13 protein-coding genes and 7 pseudogenes are annotated in these 22,083 nt (G+C 75.3%); 11 read left to right on the forward strand and 9 right to left on the reverse strand.

What is annotated here, in order from left to right:
• Positions 1–248: 248 nt before the first annotated feature.
• Together REH70_RS02170 and REH70_RS02175 are read left to right on the forward strand one after the other, a co-directional pair.
• Positions 249–506: pseudogene (locus tag REH70_RS02170) on the forward strand (NUDIX hydrolase); the annotation flags it as partial.
• Positions 507–586: 80 nt separating this feature from the next.
• The gene (locus REH70_RS02175; protein WP_310754492.1) at positions 587–853 is read left to right on the forward strand and encodes a hypothetical protein; all 267 of its coding nucleotides are present in this window, start codon (positions 587–589) and stop codon (positions 851–853) included.
• An 88-nt stretch (positions 854–941) separates the two neighbouring features.
• Here REH70_RS02175 and REH70_RS02180 read toward each other — a convergent pair whose 3' ends face one another.
• The 3 genes and pseudogenes from REH70_RS02180 to REH70_RS02190 form a co-directional block, all read right to left on the reverse strand.
• A complete protein-coding gene (locus REH70_RS02180) occupies positions 942–2,102 on the reverse strand; it encodes a P-loop NTPase (RefSeq protein ID WP_310751708.1) in 1,161 nt (386 codons plus the stop codon).
• Positions 2,103–2,413: 311 nt separating this feature from the next.
• Positions 2,414–2,662, reverse strand: a pseudogene (locus REH70_RS20255) (DUF1003 domain-containing protein); the annotation flags it as partial.
• A gap of 100 nt (positions 2,663–2,762) precedes the next feature.
• Positions 2,763–4,061 carry a magnesium transporter MgtE N-terminal domain-containing protein gene (locus REH70_RS02190; protein WP_310751712.1) on the reverse strand — a complete coding sequence of 433 codons (1,299 nt, stop codon included), beginning with the start codon at positions 4,059–4,061 and terminating at the stop codon, positions 2,763–2,765.
• A 124-nt stretch (positions 4,062–4,185) separates the two neighbouring features.
• Here REH70_RS02190 and REH70_RS02195 point away from each other — a divergent pair, with 124 nt between their 5' ends.
• A complete protein-coding gene (locus tag REH70_RS02195) occupies positions 4,186–5,238 on the forward strand; it encodes a general stress protein (protein ID WP_310751714.1) in 1,053 nt (350 codons plus the stop codon).
• Here REH70_RS02195 and REH70_RS02200 read toward each other — a convergent pair.
• The 3 genes and pseudogenes from REH70_RS02200 to REH70_RS02210 all read right to left on the reverse strand — a co-directional run bounded on the left by REH70_RS02200 (position 5,124) and on the right by REH70_RS02210 (position 9,251).
• Positions 5,124–6,808, reverse strand: a pseudogene (locus REH70_RS02200) (ATP-binding protein). The gene REH70_RS02195 and the pseudogene REH70_RS02200 overlap by 115 nt on opposite strands.
• A gap of 66 nt (positions 6,809–6,874) precedes the next feature.
• Positions 6,875–7,655, reverse strand: a pseudogene (locus REH70_RS02205) (alkaline phosphatase).
• Between the two features lie 69 nt (positions 7,656–7,724).
• Positions 7,725–9,251, reverse strand: coding sequence for an aminopeptidase P family protein (locus REH70_RS02210; protein ID WP_310751719.1), 1,527 nt, complete (start codon positions 9,249–9,251; stop codon positions 7,725–7,727).
• A gap of 86 nt (positions 9,252–9,337) precedes the next feature.
• Here REH70_RS02210 and REH70_RS02215 point away from each other — a divergent pair, with 86 nt between their 5' ends.
• On the forward strand, positions 9,338–10,180 hold the full coding sequence (locus REH70_RS02215) for a PHP domain-containing protein (RefSeq protein ID WP_310751723.1): 843 nt from the start codon (positions 9,338–9,340) through the stop codon (positions 10,178–10,180).
• A complete protein-coding gene (locus tag REH70_RS02220) occupies positions 10,177–10,797 on the forward strand; it encodes a MarC family protein (protein ID WP_310751725.1) in 621 nt (206 codons plus the stop codon). Before REH70_RS02215 ends, REH70_RS02220 begins: the two co-directional genes overlap by 4 nt.
• A 131-nt stretch (positions 10,798–10,928) precedes the next feature.
• Here the strand turns inward: REH70_RS02220 and REH70_RS02225 are convergent, their stop codons facing one another.
• The gene (locus tag REH70_RS02225; RefSeq protein WP_310751727.1) at positions 10,929–12,647 is read right to left on the reverse strand and encodes a DEAD/DEAH box helicase; all 1,719 of its coding nucleotides are present in this window, start codon (positions 12,645–12,647) and stop codon (positions 10,929–10,931) included.
• Positions 12,648–12,935: 288 nt separating this feature from the next.
• Between REH70_RS02225 and REH70_RS02230 the strand changes: the two genes are divergently transcribed.
• On the forward strand, positions 12,936–13,598 hold the full coding sequence (locus REH70_RS02230; RefSeq protein WP_310751729.1) for a ferritin-like fold-containing protein: 663 nt from the start codon (positions 12,936–12,938) through the stop codon (positions 13,596–13,598).
• 100 nt (positions 13,599–13,698) lie between these two features.
• On the opposite strand, the gene REH70_RS02235 is transcribed toward REH70_RS02230, so the two are convergent.
• Positions 13,699–13,923, reverse strand: coding sequence for a DUF3107 domain-containing protein (locus tag REH70_RS02235; RefSeq protein ID WP_310751731.1), 225 nt, complete (start codon positions 13,921–13,923; stop codon positions 13,699–13,701).
• Positions 13,924–14,008: 85 nt separating this feature from the next.
• On the reverse strand, positions 14,009–14,671 hold the full coding sequence (locus REH70_RS02240; protein ID WP_310751734.1) for a TetR/AcrR family transcriptional regulator: 663 nt from the start codon (positions 14,669–14,671) through the stop codon (positions 14,009–14,011).
• 47 nt (positions 14,672–14,718) lie between these two features.
• On the opposite strand from REH70_RS02240, the gene REH70_RS02245 reads away from it, so the two are divergent.
• From REH70_RS02245 to REH70_RS02265, 5 genes and pseudogenes are all read left to right on the forward strand, one after another.
• Entirely contained in the window at positions 14,719–15,540 is an 822-nt protein-coding gene (locus REH70_RS02245) for a DUF3152 domain-containing protein (RefSeq protein WP_310751738.1), read from the forward strand.
• A gap of 45 nt (positions 15,541–15,585) precedes the next feature.
• Complete coding sequence (locus tag REH70_RS02250) at positions 15,586–18,141, forward strand: ATP-dependent helicase (protein WP_310751741.1); 2,556 nt, start codon at positions 15,586–15,588, stop codon at positions 18,139–18,141.
• A 35-nt stretch (positions 18,142–18,176) separates the two neighbouring features.
• Positions 18,177–18,922, forward strand: a pseudogene (locus REH70_RS02255) (RecB family exonuclease).
• Between the two features lie 98 nt (positions 18,923–19,020).
• Positions 19,021–19,119, forward strand: a pseudogene (locus tag REH70_RS02260) (UvrD-helicase domain-containing protein); the annotation flags it as partial.
• A 218-nt stretch (positions 19,120–19,337) separates the two neighbouring features.
• Positions 19,338–21,563: pseudogene (locus tag REH70_RS02265) on the forward strand (ATP-dependent helicase); the annotation flags it as partial.
• Positions 21,564–22,083: the final 520 nt, after the last annotated feature.

Genomic DNA, 22,083 nt, shown 5'->3' on the forward strand with positions numbered 1-22,083 from the left:
CGGCGGGCGGGGTGTCGGCGTGCGACGTGTCGGCGGGCGGGGTGTCGGCGGTGCTCAACGACAGACTCCTCGGCGAGTGGTGGCGGCGGCGCGGGTGCGCGTGGCACGTGACCGTGACACGACACGTTCCCACACGCCGGACGAGGCGTGACGGGGACGGCCAAGACGGGCACGGGCCGTGACTGGGACGGGGCCATGACCGGGTGAGGAGGCCGTGACGGGGTGGGGGACTCTGCCAGGCTGGCGCGATGAGCCTCTGGACCACCCGCGAGTCCACCGTCGTCTACGAGAACCCCTGGATCCGGGTGCGCGAGGACGCCGTCGACCGGCCGGACGGGACGCCGGGGGTCTACGGCGTGGTCGAGCTGCGGAACGCCGCGGTGTTCGTCGTGGCCCTCACCGACGTGGACGAGGTGGTTCTGGTCGAGGTGGACCGGTACACGGTCGGGGCCTCGCTCGAGGTGCCGGCCGGCGGTGCGGACGGTCAGGACCCTCTCGCCGCGGCGCGGCGGGAGCTGCGGGAGGAGACCGGGCTCGTCGCCGACCGGTGGGAGGCGGTCGGGACGATGGCGGCGCTCAACGGGGTGTGCCGGGCGCCCGAGCACGTGTTCCTCGCGCGGGGGTCCGTCCGGCGCGCGAGGCGGCGGGTGACGCAGCGGAGCAGGCGGCGGAGCAGGCGGAGGCGGACGCGGCGGCGGCGCTCGCGGGGGAGCAGGCCGAGGAGGGCATCACGGCGGTCCGGCGGGTGCCGTGGTCGCAGGTGCTCGGCATGGTCGCGGACGGCACCATCACCGACGGCGAGACGGTCGCGTCCCTCATGTACGCCGCCATCGCGCTGGGCCGGGTCGCCTGAGGCGGAGCCGCGCCCGCGTTCGCCGGCCGACCCGGCGGGCGCTCGCGGACGGCCCGCAGGGCCGTGCACGCCGCAGCGTGACCGCGCGCTACCGGCCGACCGGTGACAGCCCGAGCGGGCGCCCGGCGAGGCCGCGCGACCGCCCCGCGAGCGAGCGGGCGACGTCGCGCAGCACGACGGCGGCGGGTGCGTCCGGGTCGGCGAGGACGACCGGGGTGCCGGCGTCCCCGGCGGCGCGCAGCCGCACGTCCAGCGGCACCTGCCCGAGCAGCGGCACGTCGGTCCCGGTCGCCCCCGAGAGGTTCGCAGCGACCGTCGCGCCGCCGCCCGCGCCGAACACCTCCAGCCGTGAGCCGTCCGGCTGCTCGAGCCACGACATGTTCTCGACCACGCCGACCACCCGCTGGCTGGTCTGCAGCGCCACGGACCCGGCGCGCTCGGCGACCTCCGCCGCGGCGACCTGCGGGGTCGTCACCACCACGATCTCGGAGGTCGGCAGCAGCTGGGCCACCGAGATCGCGATGTCCCCGGTGCCGGGCGGCAGGTCGAGCAGGAGGACGTCGAGGTCTCCCCAGAAGACGTCGGCGAGGAACTGCTGCAGCGCCCGGTGGAGCATCGGCCCGCGCCACACGACCGGCTGCCCGGCAGGGACGAACATCCCGATCGAGACGACCTTGACGTCGTGCGCGAGCGGTGGCAGCAGCATGTCGTCCACCCGGGTCGGGGGACGGGACACCCCGAGCATGCGCGGGATGGAGAAGCCGTAGACGTCGGCGTCGAGCACGCCGACCCGCAGGCCGTCGGCCGCCATCGCGACCGCGAGGTTCGCCGTCACGGACGACTTGCCGACGCCGCCCTTGCCGGACGCGATCGCGAACACCTTGGTCAGCGAGTGCGGCTGGGCGAACGGGATGACCGGTTCGGGGGACCCGCCGCGCAGCATCGAGCGCAGCTCGGTGCGCTGCTCGGGGCTCATGACACCCATCGCCACGTGCACGGACGTCACGCCGGGGACCCGTGACGCCGCCGCGGTGACGTCCCGGGTCAGCGTCTCCTTGAGCGGGCAGCCGGGCGTCGTGAGGTCGAGCCCGACGGTGACGAGCGTGCCGCCCGCGCCGTCGGGGGCCGCGTCGACCGACCGCACCATGCCGAGCTCGGTGATCGGCCGTCGGATCTCCGGGTCCTGCACGGAGGCGAGCTCGGCCCGGACGGCGTCGACCAGGGCGGTGGCATCGACGGGGTGCGGCATACCTCCATCGTAGGTGCGGTCCGGCGGCGCCCGGTCGTGCGCCCGCGCTCCGGTCGCCCGCCGCCCGGTTGCCCACGCCCGGTTCGCCCGCGCCTGCTCGCCCGCGTCCGGTCAGTCGCGGCGGCTGCGCCGCACCGGGTCCGGTGCGGCCCCTGCTCCCCACGCTCGCGGACGTCGCGCTCGCTGCGGTCCTCGGCCTCGCGGTCCGCGGTGAGCTCCTCGAGCAGGTTGCGCAGCTCGGACCGCACGAAGTCACGCGTGGCGACCTCGCTCAGGCCGATCCGCAGCGCGGCCATCTCCCGGGCGAGGTACTCGGTGTCGGCGAGGTTGCGCTCGGCGCGCTGACGGTCCTGCTCCAGCGCGACCCGGTCACGGTCGTCCTGCCGGTTCTGCGCGAGCAGGATGAGCGGCGCCGCGTAGGACGCCTGCGTCGAGAAGAACAGGTTGAGCAGGATGAACGGGTAGGGGTCCCACTGCAGCCCCCACAGGCCGACGACGTTGATGGTGATCCACACGACGACGAATGCCGTCATGTAGAGCAGGAAGCGGCCGGTCCCCATGAAGCGGGCGAAGCCCTCGGCGATGCGACCGACGGCGTCCGGGTCGGCCTTGAACCGCGGCACCCAGCTGCGTCGGGTCGCCTTCGGGGTGTCGAGGCGGTCAGGCACGGCCGGCCTTCGTCCCGCCGAGGTGCACGATGCCGTCGCTCGCGTCGTCCGGCCGCTCGCGCCAGTCCTCGGGCAGGAGGTGGTCCAGGACGTCGTCGACGCTGACCGCGCCGAGCAGGCGCCGCTCGGAGTCCAGCACCGGCACGGCCAGCAGGTCGTAGGTCGCGAGCAGCCGGGTGATCTGCAGCAGCGGCGCGTCGGCGGTGACGCCGTCGATCCCGGAGTCGACCAGGGATCCGATCGGCTCGTGCGGCGGCTCGCGCAGCATGCGCTGCAGGTGCACGACGCCGAGGAAGCGGCCGGTCGGCGTCTCGGCCGGTGGCCGCGCCACGAACACCATGGAGGCGAGCGCCGGCGTGAGGTCCTGGCGGCGCACGTGCGCGAGCGCAGCGGCGATCGGCGTCTCCGGCGGGAGGACGACCGGCTCGGTGGTCATGAGACCACCGGCGGTGTTCTCCCCGTAGGCGAGCAGGCGGCGCACGTCGCGCGCCTCACCGGGCTCCATGAGGCCGAGCAGCTCGGTGGCCTGCTGCTGCGGCATCTCACCCAGCAGGTCCGCGGCGTCGTCGGGCTCCATGGCCTCGAGGACGTCGGCGGCGCGCCCCTGCGTGAGGCCGGACAGGATGAGGACGCGGTCGTCCTCGGGGAGCTCCTCCAGGACGTCGGCGAGGCGGTCGTTGGTCAGCGCGGTCGCCACCTCCAGGCGCCGCGGCGCGCCCAGGCCGTGGAGCACCTCGGCGAGGTCGGCGGGCTTGAGGTCCTCGTAGGCGGCGAGCAGCAGCGCGGCGCCCTGGCCGGCGTCGGACCGCGCGAGCCCGGTCACGCCCGTCACCGGCACCAGCAGCGTCTCGCCGCGGCGACGCAGCAGCCCGCCCTTGCCGCGCACGTGCCGCCGCACGAACAGCTGGGTCACCAGCCAGTCGCCGTTGCGCTGGCGCTCGATCGCGAGGTCCTCGACCGCCGCGCTCCCCGAGCCGTCGGTGAGCTCGACCGTCCGGTCGAGGAGCTCGCCGACCGCAAGGGTCTCCATCGACCGCTGCTCGAACCGGCGCATGTTGACCAGTCCGGTGGAGATGACCTGGCCGCCGTCCATGCTCGTCACCCGGGTCAGCGGCAGGAAGACGCGACGCCTCCCGGGCACCTCGACGACGAGCCCGACCGCCCGCGGCAGCCCCTTCGGGCGCAGGAGCACGACGACGTCGCGCACCCGCCCGACCTGGTCCCCGATGGGGTCGAACACGATGGTCCCGGCGAGGCGCGCGACGAAGACCCTGGTCCCTGCGCTGCTCACGGCGGCCAGCCTAGTGCGGCGGCCCTCGGCGGGTCGGCCTCGCCCCTCCCGGCCCGACGACGCCGCCCGGCCGGGCACCCCGGGCTGCGTGGCCCTCGGTCGCGTCGTGGGGGAGGATCGGGGCATGTCGTTCGCGAACCCGAACCGTGTCCCGCGCACCCCGACCCTGCCGCAGGGCGAGCAGGTCGCCGCCTACGGCACGTACCTGGAGGCGCAGCGGGCGGTCGACCACCTCGCGGACAAGCAGTTCCCGGTGCAGCTCGTGACCATCGTCGGCGGGGACCTGCGGATGGTGGAGCGGGTCACCGGGCGGCTGTCGTACCCGCGGGTCGCGCTCGCGGGACTGGCGTCCGGGGCATGGTTCGGACTGTTCGTCGGGTTCCTGCTGCTGCTCTTCAGCTCTCCTGAGGGCCAGACCTTCCCGCTGATCGCGGCCATCCTCATCGGTGGTGCGTTCGGGATGCTGTTCTCGGTCGTCACCTACGCGTTCACCGGGGGCAAGCGCGACTTCACGTCGCAGAGCCAGATCGTGGCGGCGACCTACTCCGTCCTGTGCCAGGCGGAGCAGGCGCACAAGGCCCGCCAGCTGCTGCAGGAGATCGGCGGCACGACGTCGGGCTGGCCGACTCCGCCGGCGTCCGGCCCGGGGCCCGGCCGTCCGACCCGACGGCGGCGCACCCGCAGCCGCCGCACGCGCCGGCGCCGTCCGGGTCGCCGACCGCCCCGCCGCCGCACCCCGCGCAGCCGCCGACGACCCCGCAGCCGCCCACGCAGACCGGGCGACCCGGCACTCCGCCGCAGACTTCCGCCGGCCCGTTCGCCCCGCCGAGCGACCCGCGGTCCTGACGCAGACCGCGCGATCTCTCCCTGCGCGGCGTCCCGCCGCCGTTCCGATTCCGACGCTGGGGTGAGCGTCCGCGTGCGCCGGTGGCGGTACGGATCGAGGCGCCCGCACAGCGCAGCGCCGATCGTGTCGTGGGAGGCCGCGGCGCTGCGGGCGGCTGCCCGGACCCATCGCTGGACGGATGGCCGACCCGCGCGTCGCGGCCTGGTTCTGTGCTGCTACGCCGGCTCGCTCCTCTCGTCCGGCTTCGGCAGCGCGATGTTGACAGTGGCGCCGCCGCCGGAGGTGTCAGTGATCCAGATGCGCCCACGGTGGCGCTCGACGATGCGTTGACACGTGCTCAGGCCGATGCCATGCCCGGTGCGGGCGGTGGGGTCGAGCGTGGTGAACATGGTGAACGCGCGTTCCCGGCTGTCCGGGGGATGCCGCGGCCGTTGTCAGCCACGGAGATGATCCACTCGCCGGCGGCACTCCGGGTGGTGACGCGCACGCGGCACCGCTGGTCCGGGCGGCGGTACTTGATGGCGTTTCCGAGCAGATTCTGCAGCAGCTGCTGCAGCAGCACCTCGTCACCGACGATGGTGGGCAGCGGGCCGGGTTCGATCAGTGCGCCGGCGGCGGCGACCTCGTGCCGGAGGTCGATGACCGCGGCGTCGAGCGCCTCACGGACGTCCACGGGCTGCTGGGCGCAGCGCGCGGCGCCGGCCTGGGCGTAGCCCAGCAGGGCGTTGGTGAGCCCGAGGGTACGTCGCACGCCGCGGCGGGCGGTGGCCACCCAGCTGCGGCCCTGGTCGCCGAGCGCGTCGGCGTAGACCTCACCGAGAAGTTCCAGGTAGCCGTCGACCACCGTCAACGGCGAGCGCAAGTCGTGGCTCACGGTGGCCGCGAACTGCTCGAGATCGCGGTTGGAGCGTTCGAGTTCCCCGGTGCGCTCGGCGAGCTGGGCGTAGGCCTGCTGCAGTTCGGCCTGGTGCGCCCGGTCCTGGGTCACGTCGCTCATCGCGACCACTGCACCGAGCGGTGTGCCGTCGGCGCCGAGCAGCGCGCGCCCGGAGACGGTCACGCGCACCGGGGCCCGGCCGGCCGCCGCGATGACCATCTCGTCGCCGCTGACCGCACCTTCGATGAGTGCACGCTGCAGCGGAATCTGTTCGGTCGCCAGCGGAGTACGACCGTCGACTGCGTACAGGCCGTACCGGCCCGCGTGCTCGGTCGGGTCCATGGAGGGGTCCACCTCCAGCCCGTGCCAGTCACGGGCGGCCCGGTTGAACAGGGAGAGCCGTCCATCGGGGCCAGCGACGACCACGCCGACGTCGATGGTCTCCAGGATGACGTCGATCAGCTCGTGCCGCTCTTCCAGCGCGCGCATCGTCCACTCGACCAAGGTGCGTTGCTCATGTGCCTCAGCCGCCAGTGCGGCGTTGGCGCGCGCCTGGCGACGGCGCTCGAAGAGAGCCACCACCACGCCGGCGGCATCCTCGAGCAGCCGCACCTGGTCCTCGGTCAGGCTCTTCGGGGCGGAGTCGAACACGCACAGCGTTCCCAGCACATGGCCGCTGGGACTGATCAGCGGGACGGAGGCGTAGAAGCGGACCGTCGCGAGCAGTCCCGTGACCCAGGGGTTGGTGGCGTAGTCCGGATGGGTGCTCGCGTCCGAGGTCCACACCGTGCGTCCTTGGCGGAACCGCACCGCACACATCGAGTCGCGGCGTGGCGTGTCGGCGCCGTCGAATCCCACTGACGTCAGCTGGCACTGGCGGTAGGCGTCGATGAGGTTCAGCGTCGCGGTCGCCACCCCGGCCACGGCGGCCGCCATGCGCACCACAGCCTCGAGCTCGTCGTCGACCGGGGCATCGAGCAGCCCGTACTCGTGCAGCTCGGCAACCCTCTGCGCGTCACCCATGTCGACCTCCTGCGCGTCAGCCTCCACGGTGGAGCGGATCGGCACCCCGAAGCACTCCGTGAGAGTTCAGCCTGGGTCGATCCGATGATCCAGTGATGCCGAGCGGCTTTCGTCCTCTCTGCGTGAATGATCCGACCAGCTCGTCACGACCTGCCGACGGTTGCGCATCCAGAGCGTTACGCCGCCAGCGCTCGGCAGCAGAACCGCCAGCAGCGCCATCTGGGCGGCTCCGCTCCCGGTGTAGGCGAGCATCCCGCCGCTTGCCGTGGCTACCGCCGCGCCGACGCCAGCACCGCCCGTGCCGTCGGCGGCTGCGCCGTAACGGACGGGAAAGTTGCCCTCGGTGAAGAGGCCGATCACGGGCGCGGTCTGATCGGCCCGGGTGACGGCGGCGAGTTCTGCGGAGTCGGTGAGGTAGGTGCAGCCGCGGTCGGCGGCCTGCTCCGCGAGCGTGCGACCGGCCCAGGGACCGGCGACCGCGGGCTCGCGCATCGTGGCGCTGCCACCGCCGAGGGTGACGTCGGCACGGGCGTCGTGCAGCTCTCGGTCGTGGCGACCGGCCGTAGCACCCGCGCTTGTTCACGTGGGCGAACAGCGCGGCGGGAGTCGCGTCCTGGATCTCGGACGTCGACACGTTGCCCGTCTTCAGGCCGTTGGCCTCGGCGATCTCCAGCAAGGTGTCCTGGGGCTCGTCCTCGACGTCGACCGACAGTGCGCCGGTGGAGGTCTTCGTCCCCGTCGACCAGGCGCTGGCGGGTGAACCTGCGGTGAGCACCAGCGACGCGTCGACGATGTGCAGTCGGCTGCCGCGCACGTCGCACGGGCTGAGCGGTCCTTGTGGCGCCACCTGCCGGGGTCGCCCGCGACCGGCCGAACTCGCCGCCCCACCCGGCCGATCCAGCTTCCGCGATCGCAGTCAGTCGCCGAGGATCGTCGCCATCCACTGCTCGACGTCGTCGGCACGTCGCGGCAGCGCGGCCGAGAGGTTCTCGTTGCCGTCGGCGGTCACCAGGACGTCGTCCTCGATGCGCACGCCGATGCCGCGGTACTCCTCGGGGACGGCGAGGTCGTCGGACTTGAAGTACAGGCCGGGCTCGATCGTGAAGACCATGCCGGGCTCGAGCACCGCGTCGAGGTACATCTCGCGGCGGGCCTGCGCGCAGTCGTGCACGTCCAGGCCCAGGTGGTGGCTCGTGCCATGCACCATCCAGCGCCGGTGCCACTGCCCCTCGGGGTCCAGGGACTCCTCGGCGGTGCCGGGCAGCAGGCCCCACTCCGCGAGCCGCGTCGCGATGACCTCCATCGCGGCGGCGTGCACGTCGCGGAAGCGGGAGCCGGGGACGGCCACCGCGAAGGCGGCGTCGGCGGCGTCGAGCACGGCGGTGTAGACCCGGCGCTGCACCTCGGTGAACGTGCCGTCGACGGGCAGCGTGCGGGTGACGTCGGCGGTGTACAGGGAGTCGGCCTCGACCCCCGCGTCCACGAGCACCAGGTCGCCGGACCGGACGGGCCCGTCGTTCTGCGTCCAGTGCAGCGTGGTCGCGTGCTCCCCGGCGGCGGCGATCGTCTCGTAGCCGACGGCGTTGCCCTCGAGCCGGGCGTGCGCCCCGAAGGTCCCCTCGATGACGCGCTCACCGCGCGGGTGCTCGACGGCGACCGGCAGGTCACGGACGATCTTCGCGAAGCCGGCGACGGTCAGGTCGACCGCGACGCGCATCTGCTCGATCTCGTGGTCGTCCTTGATGAGCCGCAGCTCGGACAGCGCCTCGGCGAGCCGGGTGTCGTCCTGCCCGGCGTCCTGGGCGGCGCGGATCTCCTCGACGACCGCCTCGACCGCCGCGTCCGCGTCGGGCACCACGACGAGCTGCACCCCGTCGGGGCCGACGTCCTTGGCCAGGTCGTCGCGGAGGGTGTCCAGGTGCGCCGTCCGCAGCCCGGTCAGGGCCGCGACGTCGTCGAGCGTGGGACGCGCACCGACCCAGAACTCCCCGTACCGGGAGTCGGAGTAGAACTCCTCGGTGTCCCGCCCGGCCAGCGGGCGCAGGTACAGGACCGCGGTGTGCCCGCTGCCCTCGTCCGGCGCGGTCTCGTCCGGGTGCAGGACGAGGACGGCGTCGGGCTCCTGCTCCGTGCCGAGGCCGGTGAGGTGCGCGAACGCGGTGTGCGGGCGGAACCGGTAGTCCGTGTCGTTGCTGCGGACCTTGAAGCCACCGGCGGGCACGACGAGCCGGACGCCGGGGAACTGCGCGGACAGCCGGGCGCGCCGCAGGGCCGCGAACGGGGCGGCGGGGCCGGGCTGCGGTCGCAGGTCGGGCCGCTCGCCCCAGCCGGACGTGATGAAGGACCTGAACGCCGCCGAGCTCGGACGCTGGGACCGGTTCTCGCCGCGGGACTCCAGCGGCTGGGCGTCGGTCGCGGCCTCGGGCGTGATCTGCTCGCTCATGTGCCCATCGTCGCACCGTCACGCGTCCGGCTCCGGCCGGGGACCTCGGGGACGGCCGCCCGTGCGCGGCGCCCTACCCTGAGCACGTGCTGATCGACCTCCATGCCCACTCGACCGCGTCGGACGGCACCGACGCACCCGCGGGCGTGGTGGTCGCCGCCGCTGCCGCCGGCCTCGACGTCGTCGCGCTGACCGACCACGACACCACCGCGGGCTGGGACGAGGCGGCCGCGCAGGCGGCGTCGTCCGGCATCGCCGTCGTGCTCGGCAGCGAGATCTCGGCGCGGTGGGAGGGCATCAGCGTCCACCTGCTCAGCTACCTCCAGGACCCCGACCACCCCGCCCTGCTCGCCGAGATCGAGCGCACCCGCGCTGCCCGGCTGGTGCGGGCGCGCACGATGGTCGACCTGCTCGGCGAGGACTTCGACCTCACCTGGGACGACGTCATGGCGCAGACCGGCGCCGACGCGACGGTCGGCCGCCCGCACATCGCCGACGCGCTCGTCGCCCGCGGCGTCGTCCCCGACCGCAGCGCCGCGTTCGCGACGATGCTCGTGCCCTCCTCGCGCTACTACGTGCCGCACTACGCGCCCGACGCGGTCGACGCGGTCGCCGCGATCCGCGCGGCGGGTGGCGTCCCGGTCTTCGCCCACCCCGGCGCGGACGTCCGCGGCCGCGTGGTGCCCGACGACGCCGTCGCGCAGCTCGCGGAGGCCGGCCTCGCCGGGCTCGAGGTGCACCACCGCGACCACGGACCCGCGCAGGTCGAGCGTCTCGGCGCGCTCGCCGAGCGGCTCGGGCTGCTGGTGACGGGCTCGAGCGACTACCACGGGTCCGGCAAGCCGAACGGGCTGGGGGAGCGGACCACCGCACCGGACGTCCTGGCGCGGATCGAGGAGCAGGGCACGACCGCGGTGGTGCGGCCGTGAGCGAGGTGTGGGACGGCCGGCTGTTCAGCGAGGTCTTCATCACGCTGTTCGTCATCATGGACCCGCCCGGGACCGTCCCGATCTTCCTCGGGCTGACCGGGTCGATGACCGCGCGGCAGCGGACGCGCGCCGCGCGCCAGGCGATCCTCGTCGCCTTCGGGGTGATCGTGGCGTTCGCGCTCTTCGGGCAGCAGCTGCTCGGCTACATGCACATCTCGCTGCCGGCGCTGCAGGCGTCCGGCGGGCTGCTGCTCCTGCTCGTCGCGATGGAGCTGCTGACCGGGAAGATGGAGGACCCGACGCCGTCCGGCAACACCGGCGTCAACGTCGCGCTGGTCCCGCTCGGGACGCCGCTCCTGGCCGGTCCGGGCGCGATCGTGGCGACCATGGTGTTCGTCGCCGGTTCGGAGGAGACCTGGTCGGACTGGATCGCCATCGGGCTCGGCGTCGTCGCCGTCCACCTCTGCCTGTACCTGTCGATGCGGTTCGCGAACGTCATCCACCGCGTGCTCAAGGACAGCGGCGTCATCCTCGTCAGCCGGATCGCCGGGCTGCTGCTCGCGGCGATCGCCGTGCAGCTCGTCGCGGACGCGGTGCGCGCCTTCATCGAGGCCTGATCGGGGCCTCGTCCGCGCCCAGGGCGCCGACCGGGTCGCCGACGGCATCGCGGCCGCCCACCTGGTCGTGACGCACGACGGCGGCCGCGGACGTGGAGTCCGCGGCCGCCGTCGTCGTGCGGTGGTCCGGATCAGGCGTCGGGGCCCGCGGTCGGCGCGCTCGCGGCCGAGCCCGAGGTGCCGGCGCCGCCGCTACGGGTGCGGCGACGGCTGCGGTTGCGACGCGGACGGTCACCCGTGGTCTCGGCCGGAGCGCTTCCCTCGGCAGAGGGAGAGGCCGAGGCAGGGGTGGTGCGGGGCGCGTCGTCGCCCGCGGTCCGCGGAGCGCCCGACGCCTCGGTCCCGCGGCCGGCGCCGCCGTCACGCCGACCGGACGCGCCGCGACCACGACCGGAGTCCCGGCCGCCGCTCTCGCGTCCGCCGTCACGTCCGCCGTCACGCCCACCACGACCGCGGCCGGCATCACGCCCGCCGCCGTCCCGGGAGCCGCCGCCGCGGACGCTCGCGCTGTGGCGCTTGCCGGTCTCCCCGAGGTCCTCGAGCTTCTCCGCGTCCAGGCCCTCGCGGACCCGGGCGGCCTGGGGCAGCGTGCCCTTGGTGCCGGCCGGGATGCCGAGGTCGGTGAAGAGGTGCGGGGAGCTCGAGTACGTCTCGACCGGCTCGGGGATGCCGAGGTCGAGGACCCTGTTGATGAGCCCCCAGCGCGGCATGTCGTCCCAGTCGACGAACGTGACCGCGGTGCCCTTCTTGCCCGCGCGACCGGTGCGTCCGATGCGGTGCAGGTAGGTCTTCTCGTCCTCGGGGCACTGGTAGTTCACGACGTGCGTGACGTCGTCGACGTCGATCCCACGCGCCGCGACGTCGGTCGCGACCAGGACGTCGACCTTGCCGTTGCGGAACGCGCGCAGAGCCTGCTCGCGCGCACCCTGACCGAGGTCGCCGTGGATGGCGCCGGCGGCGAACCCGCGGTCCACGAGGTCGTCGGCGACCTTGGCGGCGGTCCGCTTGGTCCGGGCGAACACGATTGTCAGGCCGCGGCCCTCGGCCTGCAGCAGCCGGGCGAGCACCTCGACCTTGTCGAGCGCGTGCGCTCGGTAGACGACCTGCGTCGTGTTCTTGACGGTGGCGCCCGCGTCGTCCGGGTCGTTGGCCCGGATGTGCGTCGGCTGCGTCATGTACCGGCGGGCCATCGCGACGACCGCGCCGGGCATCGTCGCGGAGAACAGCATGGTGTGGCGTGACGCGGGCGTGCGGGAGAGGAGCCGCTCGACGTCGGGGAGGAAGCCGAGGTCGAGCATCTCGTCCGCCTCGTCCAGCACGACGCAGCGCACGGAGGTGAGGTCGAGATAGCCCTGGTTGAGCAGGTCGATCATCCGGCCCGGCGTGCCGACGACGACGTCGACGCCCGTCTGCAGCGCGGTGACCTGCGGCTCGTAGGCGCGGCCCCCGTAGAGCTGCAGCACGCGCACCGAGCGCCGGCTCGAGGCGGTGGCGAGGTCGCCGGCGACCTGGACGGCCAGCTCGCGCGTCGGGACGATCACGAGGGCCTGCGGCTTGCCCGGCGCGGGCAGGGCGTCGTAGCCGTCCTCGCCGGGGGCGACGACGCGGTGGAGCAGCGGGACGCCGAAGCCGAGGGTCTTGCCGGTCCCGGTCTTGGCCTGGCCGATGATGTCGTGCCCGGACAGCGCGACCGGCAGGGTCATCGCCTGGATGGGGAACGGCGAGATGATGCCCGCCGCGGCGAGCGCCTCGACGATCTCGGGGCGGACGTCGAAGTCCGCGAAGGTGGGGTTGTCGGCCTGGACGCTGCTGCGCGCAGCGGGACCCGGGCTCTGGTCGGTCGTCGTCACGTCGTCGGTGCCTCACGTGCTGGTCGGCGAGGAGTCGCGGGGTTGCGCCACGTGGCGTGCGTCGGAGCGCGTGCGCCGGGTCGCCGAGCGGGCCTCATCGCCGAGGGTGGCCGGCAGCCGATCGTGATTTTCACTGCCGCGGCGCGAGGGCGCTGCGCGGCGATGCGGTCGGGACGACCGGGCAACCGATGTACCCGGTCATCGTATCCGACGGTGTCCACACGGGCGTTAGGCTCGCGGGATGACCGCAGCGCCGACGCATGCCCGCCCGAGCACCGACCGGGGGACGTGCTCGCGCTGCTGGGTCTGGTGGGCCACCTGGAGCTGGTCGCGTTCACGCGGCTCGCGGCCGACTCCGCGCTCGCGCCGACGCTGGACACGCGGCTGCGCCTCATGCACTTCTCCGCCGGTGCGGTCGCCCGGCTGGACCGGATCTTCGAGCGGATCACCGAGCTCGGCGGGGCACCGGACGCCGAGCTCGAGCGGTTCGCGCGGGTGCTGGACGACTTCGACGCGCGCACGGCCCCGGGGTCGTGGTGGGAGCGGATGCTCAAGGCGTACGTCGGGTACGGCGTCGCGGACGACTTCTGCAAGGCCGCGGCGGCAGGGCTCGACGACGACACCCGCGAGCTCGTGATGGACGTGCTCGACGGTGCGAGTCACGCCGAGCTGACGGTCGCCACGCTCGCGGCGGCGGCCACGGACGACGAGGTGCTGACCTCTCGGCTCGCGCTCTGGGGGCGCCGGCTGGTGGGGGAGGCCCTCGGGGTGGTGCAGACGCTGCTGCTCACCGAGCCGTCCCTCGCGCGCCTCGCGCTGGCGGGGGTCGACGGCTCGGGGGCCGGTCCCGACCTGCCGGGGGACGCCTCGGGCGAGGCGTCGACGCGCCTGTTCGGGGTCCTCACCGCGGAGCACACCCGGCGCATGGGGCGCCTGGGCCTGACGGCCTGATCATTCCTGGGCCGGACGGCCTGACCGTCCGACCGCCGAGAGCGGTTGGGACGCACAGCGCCCCGCCCCGGCCTGAGCCGGAGCGGGGCGACGACGTGTGTCAGAGCGTGCCGAAGCCCACCCGACGCGTCTCCTCGGTGCCGATCTCGACGTACCCGATCGACGCCGTCGGGACCATGACCCGACGGCCACGGGTGTCGCGCAGCTCGAGGACCGGCTTGCCGTCGAGCGCCGCCGCCACGAGCTGGGCGACCTCATCGGACGTCTGGTCGGACTCGATGACCAGCTCGCGCGGCTGGTTCTGCACGCCGATCGTGATGTCCACGGTGCTCTCCTCGTCGATTCCCCGCGACCCGGCGAGGATCGCCGGAGCACGGTGCTCCCCGCCAGCTTCGCGGGCCCGGTCAATCCTAAGTGGTCGCGTCGTACTCGACGTCGGGGCGGATCAGCCCGGCGACGCCCTGCCAGGCGAGACGCGCGACGAGATCGACGGCGTCGTCGACGTCCAGCCCGGCCTCGGCGCGGAACCGGCTGGTCGCGCCGGCCTGCGCCATCCCGATGAGCGTCGCCGCGAGCAGCGACGTGCGCTCCGGCGGCAGCCCCGTGAAGTCCCCCAGCACGCGGGCGATGCCCTGGGCGGCCTGCGCGCCGGCCTGCTCCACGCGGGCCCGGACGGCGGCGTCGTGCGTGAGGTCGGACTCGAACAGCAGGGAGAACGACTCCCCGGCGACCTCGACGAACTCGAAGTAGGCCCGCACGAGGGAGTGCACGACCTGGCGTCCGTCCCCCCGGTGGACCGGACCGGTCACGACCGGGTCCAGGGCTCGGTCGACCGCGCGCAGCAGCTCGACGCCGCGCTCCTCCACGACCGCCAGGTACAGGTCGAGCTTGGACGGGAAGTGCCGGTACAGGACGGGCTTCGACACGGCCGCCCGCACGGCGATGTCGTCCATCGACACGTGGTGGAACCCCTCGCCGGCGAAGAGCTCCTGCGCCACCGACAGCACCTGGGCACGTCGCGCGTCCCGGCCCATGCGTGGGCTGCGCGGCCGCATGTGCGTGGGCTGGGTCACGCGCCGATGGTAGCCAGCGCCTCGTGGACCGGGTGACGATAGGGATCATGACCCCGCGCCCCTCGCCCGCGGTGTCCGGCTGGGTCGCGGCGGGCGCGATCACCGTGGCCGTCGCGGGCGGCGTGGGCACCGCCGCGCTCGTGCAGATCGCCGGAGCGCGCACCGGGCCCGACGCCGCGGCGGACCAGGCCGTGTCCACGGTCCGCGCGACACCGGTGACGGTCCCCGAGGACCTCACCGGGGACGTGCGCCCGCTGCCGCTGCCCCAGCTCGTGGACCGGGACACCGTCGGCCCGCTGTGGCTGACCCCGGCGGACGAGGCGGCCGGCGTGCTGTCCCTCGACGTGCCCGAGTCGGCGTCCGGCGTGCTCGACGTCGTCGCGGGCTCGAGCCCGCCGGTCGGCACCGGGCCGGTGCGCACGGTGCGCGTGGAGGTCGAGCGGGGGCTCCCCGTGGACGGCGCCGTGTTCGCGGCGACCGTGATGAGCACGCTCACCGACCCGCGCGGCTGGGGTGCCCGCGGTGACGTCGCCTTCGCGCAGACGGATGGGCCGGCCGACATCCGCGTCGTCCTGGCGTCCCCCGACCTCGTCGACGCGATGTGCGCCCCGCTGGACACCGGGGGGCAGGTCTCCTGCGGTCGCAACGGGCACGCCGCTCTCAACTTCCGTCGCTGGGTGCACGCGACGCCGGAGTTCGCCGACCGCGGGCAGTACCGCCAGTACCTCGTCAACCACGAGGTGGGGCACCTGCTCGGCCACCCGCACGAGGGGTGCCCGGGTGAGGGTCAGCCGGCGCCGCTGATGCAGCAGCAGTCCCTCGCGGTCGCACCGTGCGAGCCGAACGGCTGGCCGTACCCGCAGGGGTGAGGTGCCGTGCGCGGGCATGTGGGTGGCCCGTGATGTGATCGTCGCGTGAACCGCTCCCTCGTGATGGACGCCCCCGGGGTCCGCCTCGTGCGGCCGTCCGTGGAGGCCGGCCCTGACGTCCGGCTCGACCCGACCCAGCGCGCCGTCGTGGAGCGGCTGACCGCACCCGGCACCGGCGCGCTGCTCGTCCTGGGGGCCCCCGGTACCGGCAAGACCACGACGGCGATCGAGGGCGTCGTCGCCGCGACCGACGCGCTCGGGCTGGCCCCGGACGACGTGCTCGTGCTCGTCCCGACCCGCCGCGCCGCGGCCGACGTCCGTGACCGGCTGTCCGCGCGCCTGCGCCGCACCGCCGGTCAGCCCGTGGTGCGGACCGCGGCGTCGGCGGCGTTCTCGGTCCTGCGCGCGCGGGCGGCCCACCTCGGCGAGCCGCCCCCCACCCTCATCTCCGGCCCGGAGCAGGACCTGCTGCTCGGCGAGCTCCTCGCCGGGCATGCCGCGGGCGACGGCGTCCCGCTGGACTGGCCCGCCACGGTGCCTGCGCAGGTGCTCGGCCTGCGCAGCTTCCGCGACGAGCTGCGCGACCTGCTCATGCGGGCCGCCGAGCGGGGCCTCAGGCCGGAGGACCTCGCTGCCCGGGGGCGACGGCACGACCGTCCGGAGTGGGTCGCGGCGGCGCACCTGTACCGGGAGTACCTCGACGTCACCGAGCTGCGCCAGTCCACCCCGGACGCGGGGGACCGGTACGACCCCGCGGTGGTCGTCGACGAGGCGGCGCAGGCGCTGCTCGCGTGGGACGACGAGCTGCCCGGTGCGCCCCGGCCGCGCTGGCGCCTGGTCGTCGTCGACGACCACCAGGAGAGCACCGCCGCCACCGCGCGCCTCCTGCGCGTGCTCGCCGACGACGGCGCGCGCCTGGCCCTCTTCGCGGACCCTGACGAGGCCGTCCAGACGTTCCGCGGTGCCTCCCCGGCCCTGGTGGGGCGGGCGCCGGTCGCCGGTCGCGGTCTGGGCGAGCTCGGTGCCGACCGGCTCGTCCTGGGCACGGCGTGGCGTCAGGGCCCGGCGCTGCGAGGGGTCACGGCTGCGGTCACGCAGGAGATCGGCGCCGTCGCCGGGGTCGCGCACCGGCGGGCGACGGCGCGTGGGACGGGGGCGGCGACCGAGCACGGGCCGTCGCCGGCGGTCGAGCACAGGCCGCGGGGCGCGTCCGGGCCGGGGACGACCGGACCGGAGACGGCCGGGCCGGACCGGTCGACGGCGCGCGTGGCGATCCTGCCGAGCGCCCCGCAGGAGGCCGCGTACGTCGCCCACGCGCTGCGGGCGGCGCACCTCGAACGGGGCGTGGCCTGGGACCGGATGGCCGTGATCGCGCGGAGCGGCGGGCAGGTCGCGTCGTTGCGTCGCGCCCTGGCCGGCGCTGCGGTCCCGGTGTCCGTGCTGGGCAGCGACGTGCCGCTGCGCGACGAGCCGGCCGTGCGCCCGCTGCTGCTGGCGCTGCGGTGCGCGCTCGACCCGTCGGCCCTGGACGCCGAGGCCGCCGTCGCGCTCCTGACGTCGCCGTTCGGCGGTGCGGACGCGGTCGGTCTTCGCCGCGTCCGCCGCGCGCTGCGGGCCGAGGAGCTCGCCGGCGGCGGCGGCCGGGCGAGCGACGCCCTGCTGGTCGAGATGCTGGGTGACCCGGCGCGGACCGCGGCGCTGCCGGCCGCCGTCCGGCGCGGGCCGCAGCGGCTCGCGACGCTCCTCGCCGCCGGGCGCCTCGCCGGGCTGGAGCCGGCCGCGACCGCCCAGACGGTCCTGTGGGCGCTGTGGTCGGCGGCGGGTCTCGCCGAGCCATGGCGCCGCGCCGCGCTCGCCGGTGGTCCCGCGGGCGCTCGGGCCGATCGTGACCTCGATGCGGTGCTCGCGCTGTTCCGGGCGGCGGAGACGTTCGTCGACCGGATGCCGCAGTCACCGCCGCTGGCGTTCGTGGAGTACCTCGAGTCCCAGGACCTGCCGTCGGACAGCCTCGCCGCGCAGGGCGCCGCCGGGGGCGGTCGCGGTGCTGACCCTGCCGGTGCCGCGGGGCGCGAGTGGGACGTCGTCGTGGTGGCCGGAGTGCAGGACGGCACCTGGCCCGACCTGCGCCTGCGGGACTCGCTGCTCGGGGCCCAGGCCCTCGTGGAGGTGCTGGCCGGACGCGCCGACGACGGCCGGCTCGACGGCGCGCAGGCGCGCACCGCGGTCCTCGCCGACGAGCTGCGGTCCTTCGCGGTCGCGACGTCGCGCGCCCGCCGGGCGCTGCTGGTCACCGCGGTCTCCGACGCCGACGAGCAGCCGTCGCCGTTCGTCGACCTCGTCCAGTCCCCGGACCCCGGACCGGGCGCCGGGCCGGACGCCGCCCCGGCGCCGGGCGGTGACGAGCGCGACCCCGGACGGCGAGCGCCCCGACCCCGCTCGACCTGCGCGGGCTGGTCGGGCTGCTGCGCTCGCGGCTCGAGGCGAGCGTCGCGGTCCCCGGCGGCCTCGTGGACGAGGAGGCGGCGCGGCTGCTGGCCCGGCTCGCGCGAGCCGGCGTCGACGGCGCCGACCCGGCCGGCTGGTACGGGCTCGCACCGGTGACCACCGACGCGCCGCTGTGGACCGAGGACGAGAAGGTGCCGGTCTCCCCGTCCAAGGCGGAGACCGTCTCGACGTGCGCGCTGCGCTGGGCGTTGGAGGCCGCCGGCGGGACGGTCGCCGACGGCACCTCCCAGACGCTCGGGACCCTGGTGCACGCGATCGCGCAGGCGCTCCCGCGCGGGACGGAGGCCGAGATGCTCGCCGAGCTCGACCGCCGCTGGCCCGAGCTGGGCCTGCGCCCCGGGTGGCCGTCGGTCGCCGAGCGCCGCCGCGCCGAGAGGATGGTCGGTCGGCTGGCGGCGTACGTCGCCGAGTCCGGTGATCCCGTCCTGCGGGAGGCGGAGTTCAGCGTGGAGCTGGACCGCGCGGTGCTCCGCGGCGTGGTGGACCGGGTGGAGGACGTCGGTGAGGGCGTCGTGCGCATCGTCGACCTCAAGACCGGCAAGCGCGCGCCGAGCGCGGCCGAGACCGATCTCAACCCCCAGCTCGGCAGCTACCAGCTCGCCGTGGCGGAGGGGCGTTCGAGTCGCTCCCCGCGGGCACCCGTAGCGCCGGCGCACAGCTGGTGTTCGTCGCCCTCGGGTCGAAGGCGACGGTGCGCGCGCAGGGAGCCCTCGAGGTCGAGGAGGACGGCTCGAGCTGGGCCCGGACGATGGTGGAGGGTGTCGCGACGACCATGGCCGCCTCCGCGTTCACCGCCTGCGTCAACGACCTGTGCGAGATGTGCCCCGTGCGAACGAGCTGCCCCGTGCGGGCCGAGGGTCGGCAGGTGATCGAGTGAGCGCCCTCACCGCGGTCGAGATCGCCCGGCTCCTCGAGCGCGACCCGCCCACCCCGGACCAGGTCCGGATCATCGAGGCGCCGCTGGAGCCGTTGCTCGTGGTCGCCGGCGCGGGGTCCGGCAAGACCGAGACGATGGCCGCCCGGGTGGTCTGGCTCATCGCCAACGGGCACGTGGCACCGCACGAGGTGCTGGGGCTGACCTTCACGCGCAAGGCCGCCGCCGAGCTCGGGGACCGCGTCCGGCTCCGGCTGCGCCGGCTCGTGCGCGCCATGCCCGCCGCCGGCATCCCGCTGCCCGCGGCGTTCGCCGCCGACGGCGAGCGTGCGGGGAGGGGCGGTCGGGCGGCACCGGGGGTGGTGACCAGCGCGGTGGTGCGGCGACCGGTGGTGGCCTCGACCTGGCCCGGCCCACGGTGTCGACCTACAACTCCTACGCGGCCGCGATCGTCACCGACCACGCCCTGCGCCTCGGCATCGAGCCCACCTCCCGCCTGCTCGGTGAGGCGGGCCAGTGGCAGCTCGCGCACGAGGTGGTCGAGTCCTGGGCCGGTGACCTGGACACCGAGGCGGCGACCTCCACCCTGGTCGACGCGGTGCTGTCGCTGTCCGGCGCCCTCGCCGAGCACCTGCGGACGCCCGCCGAGGCCCGGGCGGAGATCGAGGACCTCGCGGCGGCGATCGGGGAGGTCCCGGACGCCCCGCGCAAGAAGGGGCCGTACGCGGAGGTGGGTGCGCTGGTGCGCTCGCTCGGTGAGCGCGCGCGCCTGCTCGACGTCGTCGAGGCCTATCACCGGCGCAAGCGCGTCGCCGACGCCATCGACTTCGGTGACCAGGTCGCGATCGCTGCGCGGCTGGCCCGTGAGGTCGAGGCGGTCGGGGTCACCGAGCGCGGGCGCTTCCGGGTCGTGCTGCTCGACGAGTACCAGGACACGTCGCACGCCCAGCTCGAGCTGCTGTCGGCGCTGTTCGGCGGCGGGCACCCGGTGACCGCCGTGGGCGACCCGCACCAGTCGATCTACGGGTGGCGCGGGGCGAGCGCCGGCGGGCTCGAGCGCTTCCCGCAGCGGTTCCCGCGGGTGATCGACGGCGTGGCCGTGCCGGCGCCCGTGCGCTACCTGTCGACGTCGTGGCGCAACGACCACGCGGTGCTCGACGCGGCGAACCACGTCGCCGGACCGTTGCGCGTGCGCCGTGACGCCCCCGGCGACGGTCCCCAGGACGACGGTGCCCAGGACGACGGTGCCCAGGACGACGGTGCCCAGGACGACGGTGCCCAGGACGACGGTGCCCAGGACGACGGTGCCCAGGGCACGCCGGGCGCCGAATACGCACTCGGCACCGGGGCCGGTGCCGAGGCAGGGCGCGTGGATGTCCCGCGCCTGGAGGCGGCCCCGCGCGCGGGTGCGGGCACGGTGGTGTCCGTGTACCCGGCGACGGTCGAGGAGGAGGCCGCCGCCGTCGCGGAGTTCGTGCGCGCTCGCTGGCGACCCGCGGGACGCGGGCCGGGTGGTGGCCGCGTGACCGCTGCGGTGCTCTGCCGCAAGCGGTCGCAGTTCGACGCCCTGGAGCTCGCGCTGCGGGCGGTGGGGCTGCCGGTCGAGGTGGTCGGCCTCGGCGGTCTGCTGCACACGCCGGAGGTCGTCGACCTCGTCTCGGTGCTGCGCGCGGCGCACGACCCCTCGCGCGGTGACGCCCTGGTGCGGCTGCTCACCGGCGCCCGGGCGCGGCTGGGCGCGGCCGACCTGCACGCGCTGGCGCAGTGGGCCGGTGAGCTCGCGCGGGACGGCGGCGGTCCGGTGCGCGGCGCCGGTGGGGTGGCGACGCAACAGGGCGACGCAGCGGCCGGTCTGCTCGGCGTCCCGGTTCACGGTCAGGCGACCGCGGAGACGGTGGCCGAGGCGCGCGTCGACGACCCGTCCGGCGACGTCAACCTCGACGCCCGCGGCGGCGTCGTGGTGGAGGGCGACGTCGTGGACGAGCGCAGCATCGTCGACGCCCTCGACGACCTGCCGCCCCGCGGCTGGCGCAGCCACACCGGACGCACGCTGACCGACGCCGCCCGAGCCCGGCTGGAGCACCTCGGGGGCCTGCTGCGCACCCTGCGGTCCCACACCTACCTGTCCCTGCCCGAGCTGGTCGGCGAGGCCGAGCGGCTGCTGGGCCTGGACATCGAGGTCGCAGCCCGGCCCGGACTGAGCCCGGGCCGGGCGCGGGCACACCTGGACGCGTTCCGCGACGTCGCCGTGCAGTTCAGCGACGGCGCCGACGCACCGACGCTGGGTGCCTTCCTCGCCTGGCTCGACGCGGCGGCGCGGGAGGAGCGCGGACTCGACCGTCCGGTCACCGAGCCGGACCCCGACGCGGTGCAGCTCATCACCATCCACGCCGCCAAGGGGCTGGAGTGGGACGTCGTCGCGGTCGCGGGGATGACCGACGGCGTCCTGCCGGCGACGGCGACGTCCGGGCCGCAGGGGCCGGTGGCGAGCGGTTGGCTGACCGGTCTGGGCGTCCTGCCGTACCCGCTGCGCGGCGACGCCGACGAGCTGCCGGTCCTGGCGATCGAGGCTGCCGTCGACCAGAAGGAGATGGAGTCGCTGCGCAAGCAGTTCCGACGCGACGTCGGGGCGCACGAGGTCGCCGAGGAGCGCCGGCTCGCCTACGTGGCGATGACCCGCGCCCGGTCGGCGCTGCTGCTGAGCGGGTCGTGGTGGCGGGACCGCAAGGACCCGCAGCCGCCGTCGACGTTCCTCGCCGAGCTCGCCCGCGCCGGGCTGGTGCGGCCCGACGGGTGGTCGGACGAGCCCGCGCTCGGCGCGGCGAACCCCCGCACCGCCGAGCCGCTCGCGCAGGTCTGGCCCACCGACCCGTTCGGCAGCGGCCCGCGGCGTGCCCACGTCACGGCGGCGGCCGCGGCGGTCCACGCGGCGCTGTCCGAGGTCGACGGAACCGGCGGGGAGGGCTCCACCCTGTCCCTCGGCCGGCCCGGCGCCGGGTCGCCGTCGACGGACCGGCCCGCCTCGACCCGGCCCGCCCCAGCTCGACCTTCCGCCGACGGGCCTGCGGCCGACGGGCCTGCCGACGAGCGCGCCGGGCTGGGCGTCGGCACGGAGCTCTCCCTCGCCCGCACGACCGACCTCTTGCTCGCCGAGCGGGACCGGC

This window comes from Cellulomonas sp. ATA003 (assembly GCF_031582905.1).
GTDB lineage: Bacteria > Actinomycetota > Actinomycetes > Actinomycetales > Cellulomonadaceae > Pengzhenrongella.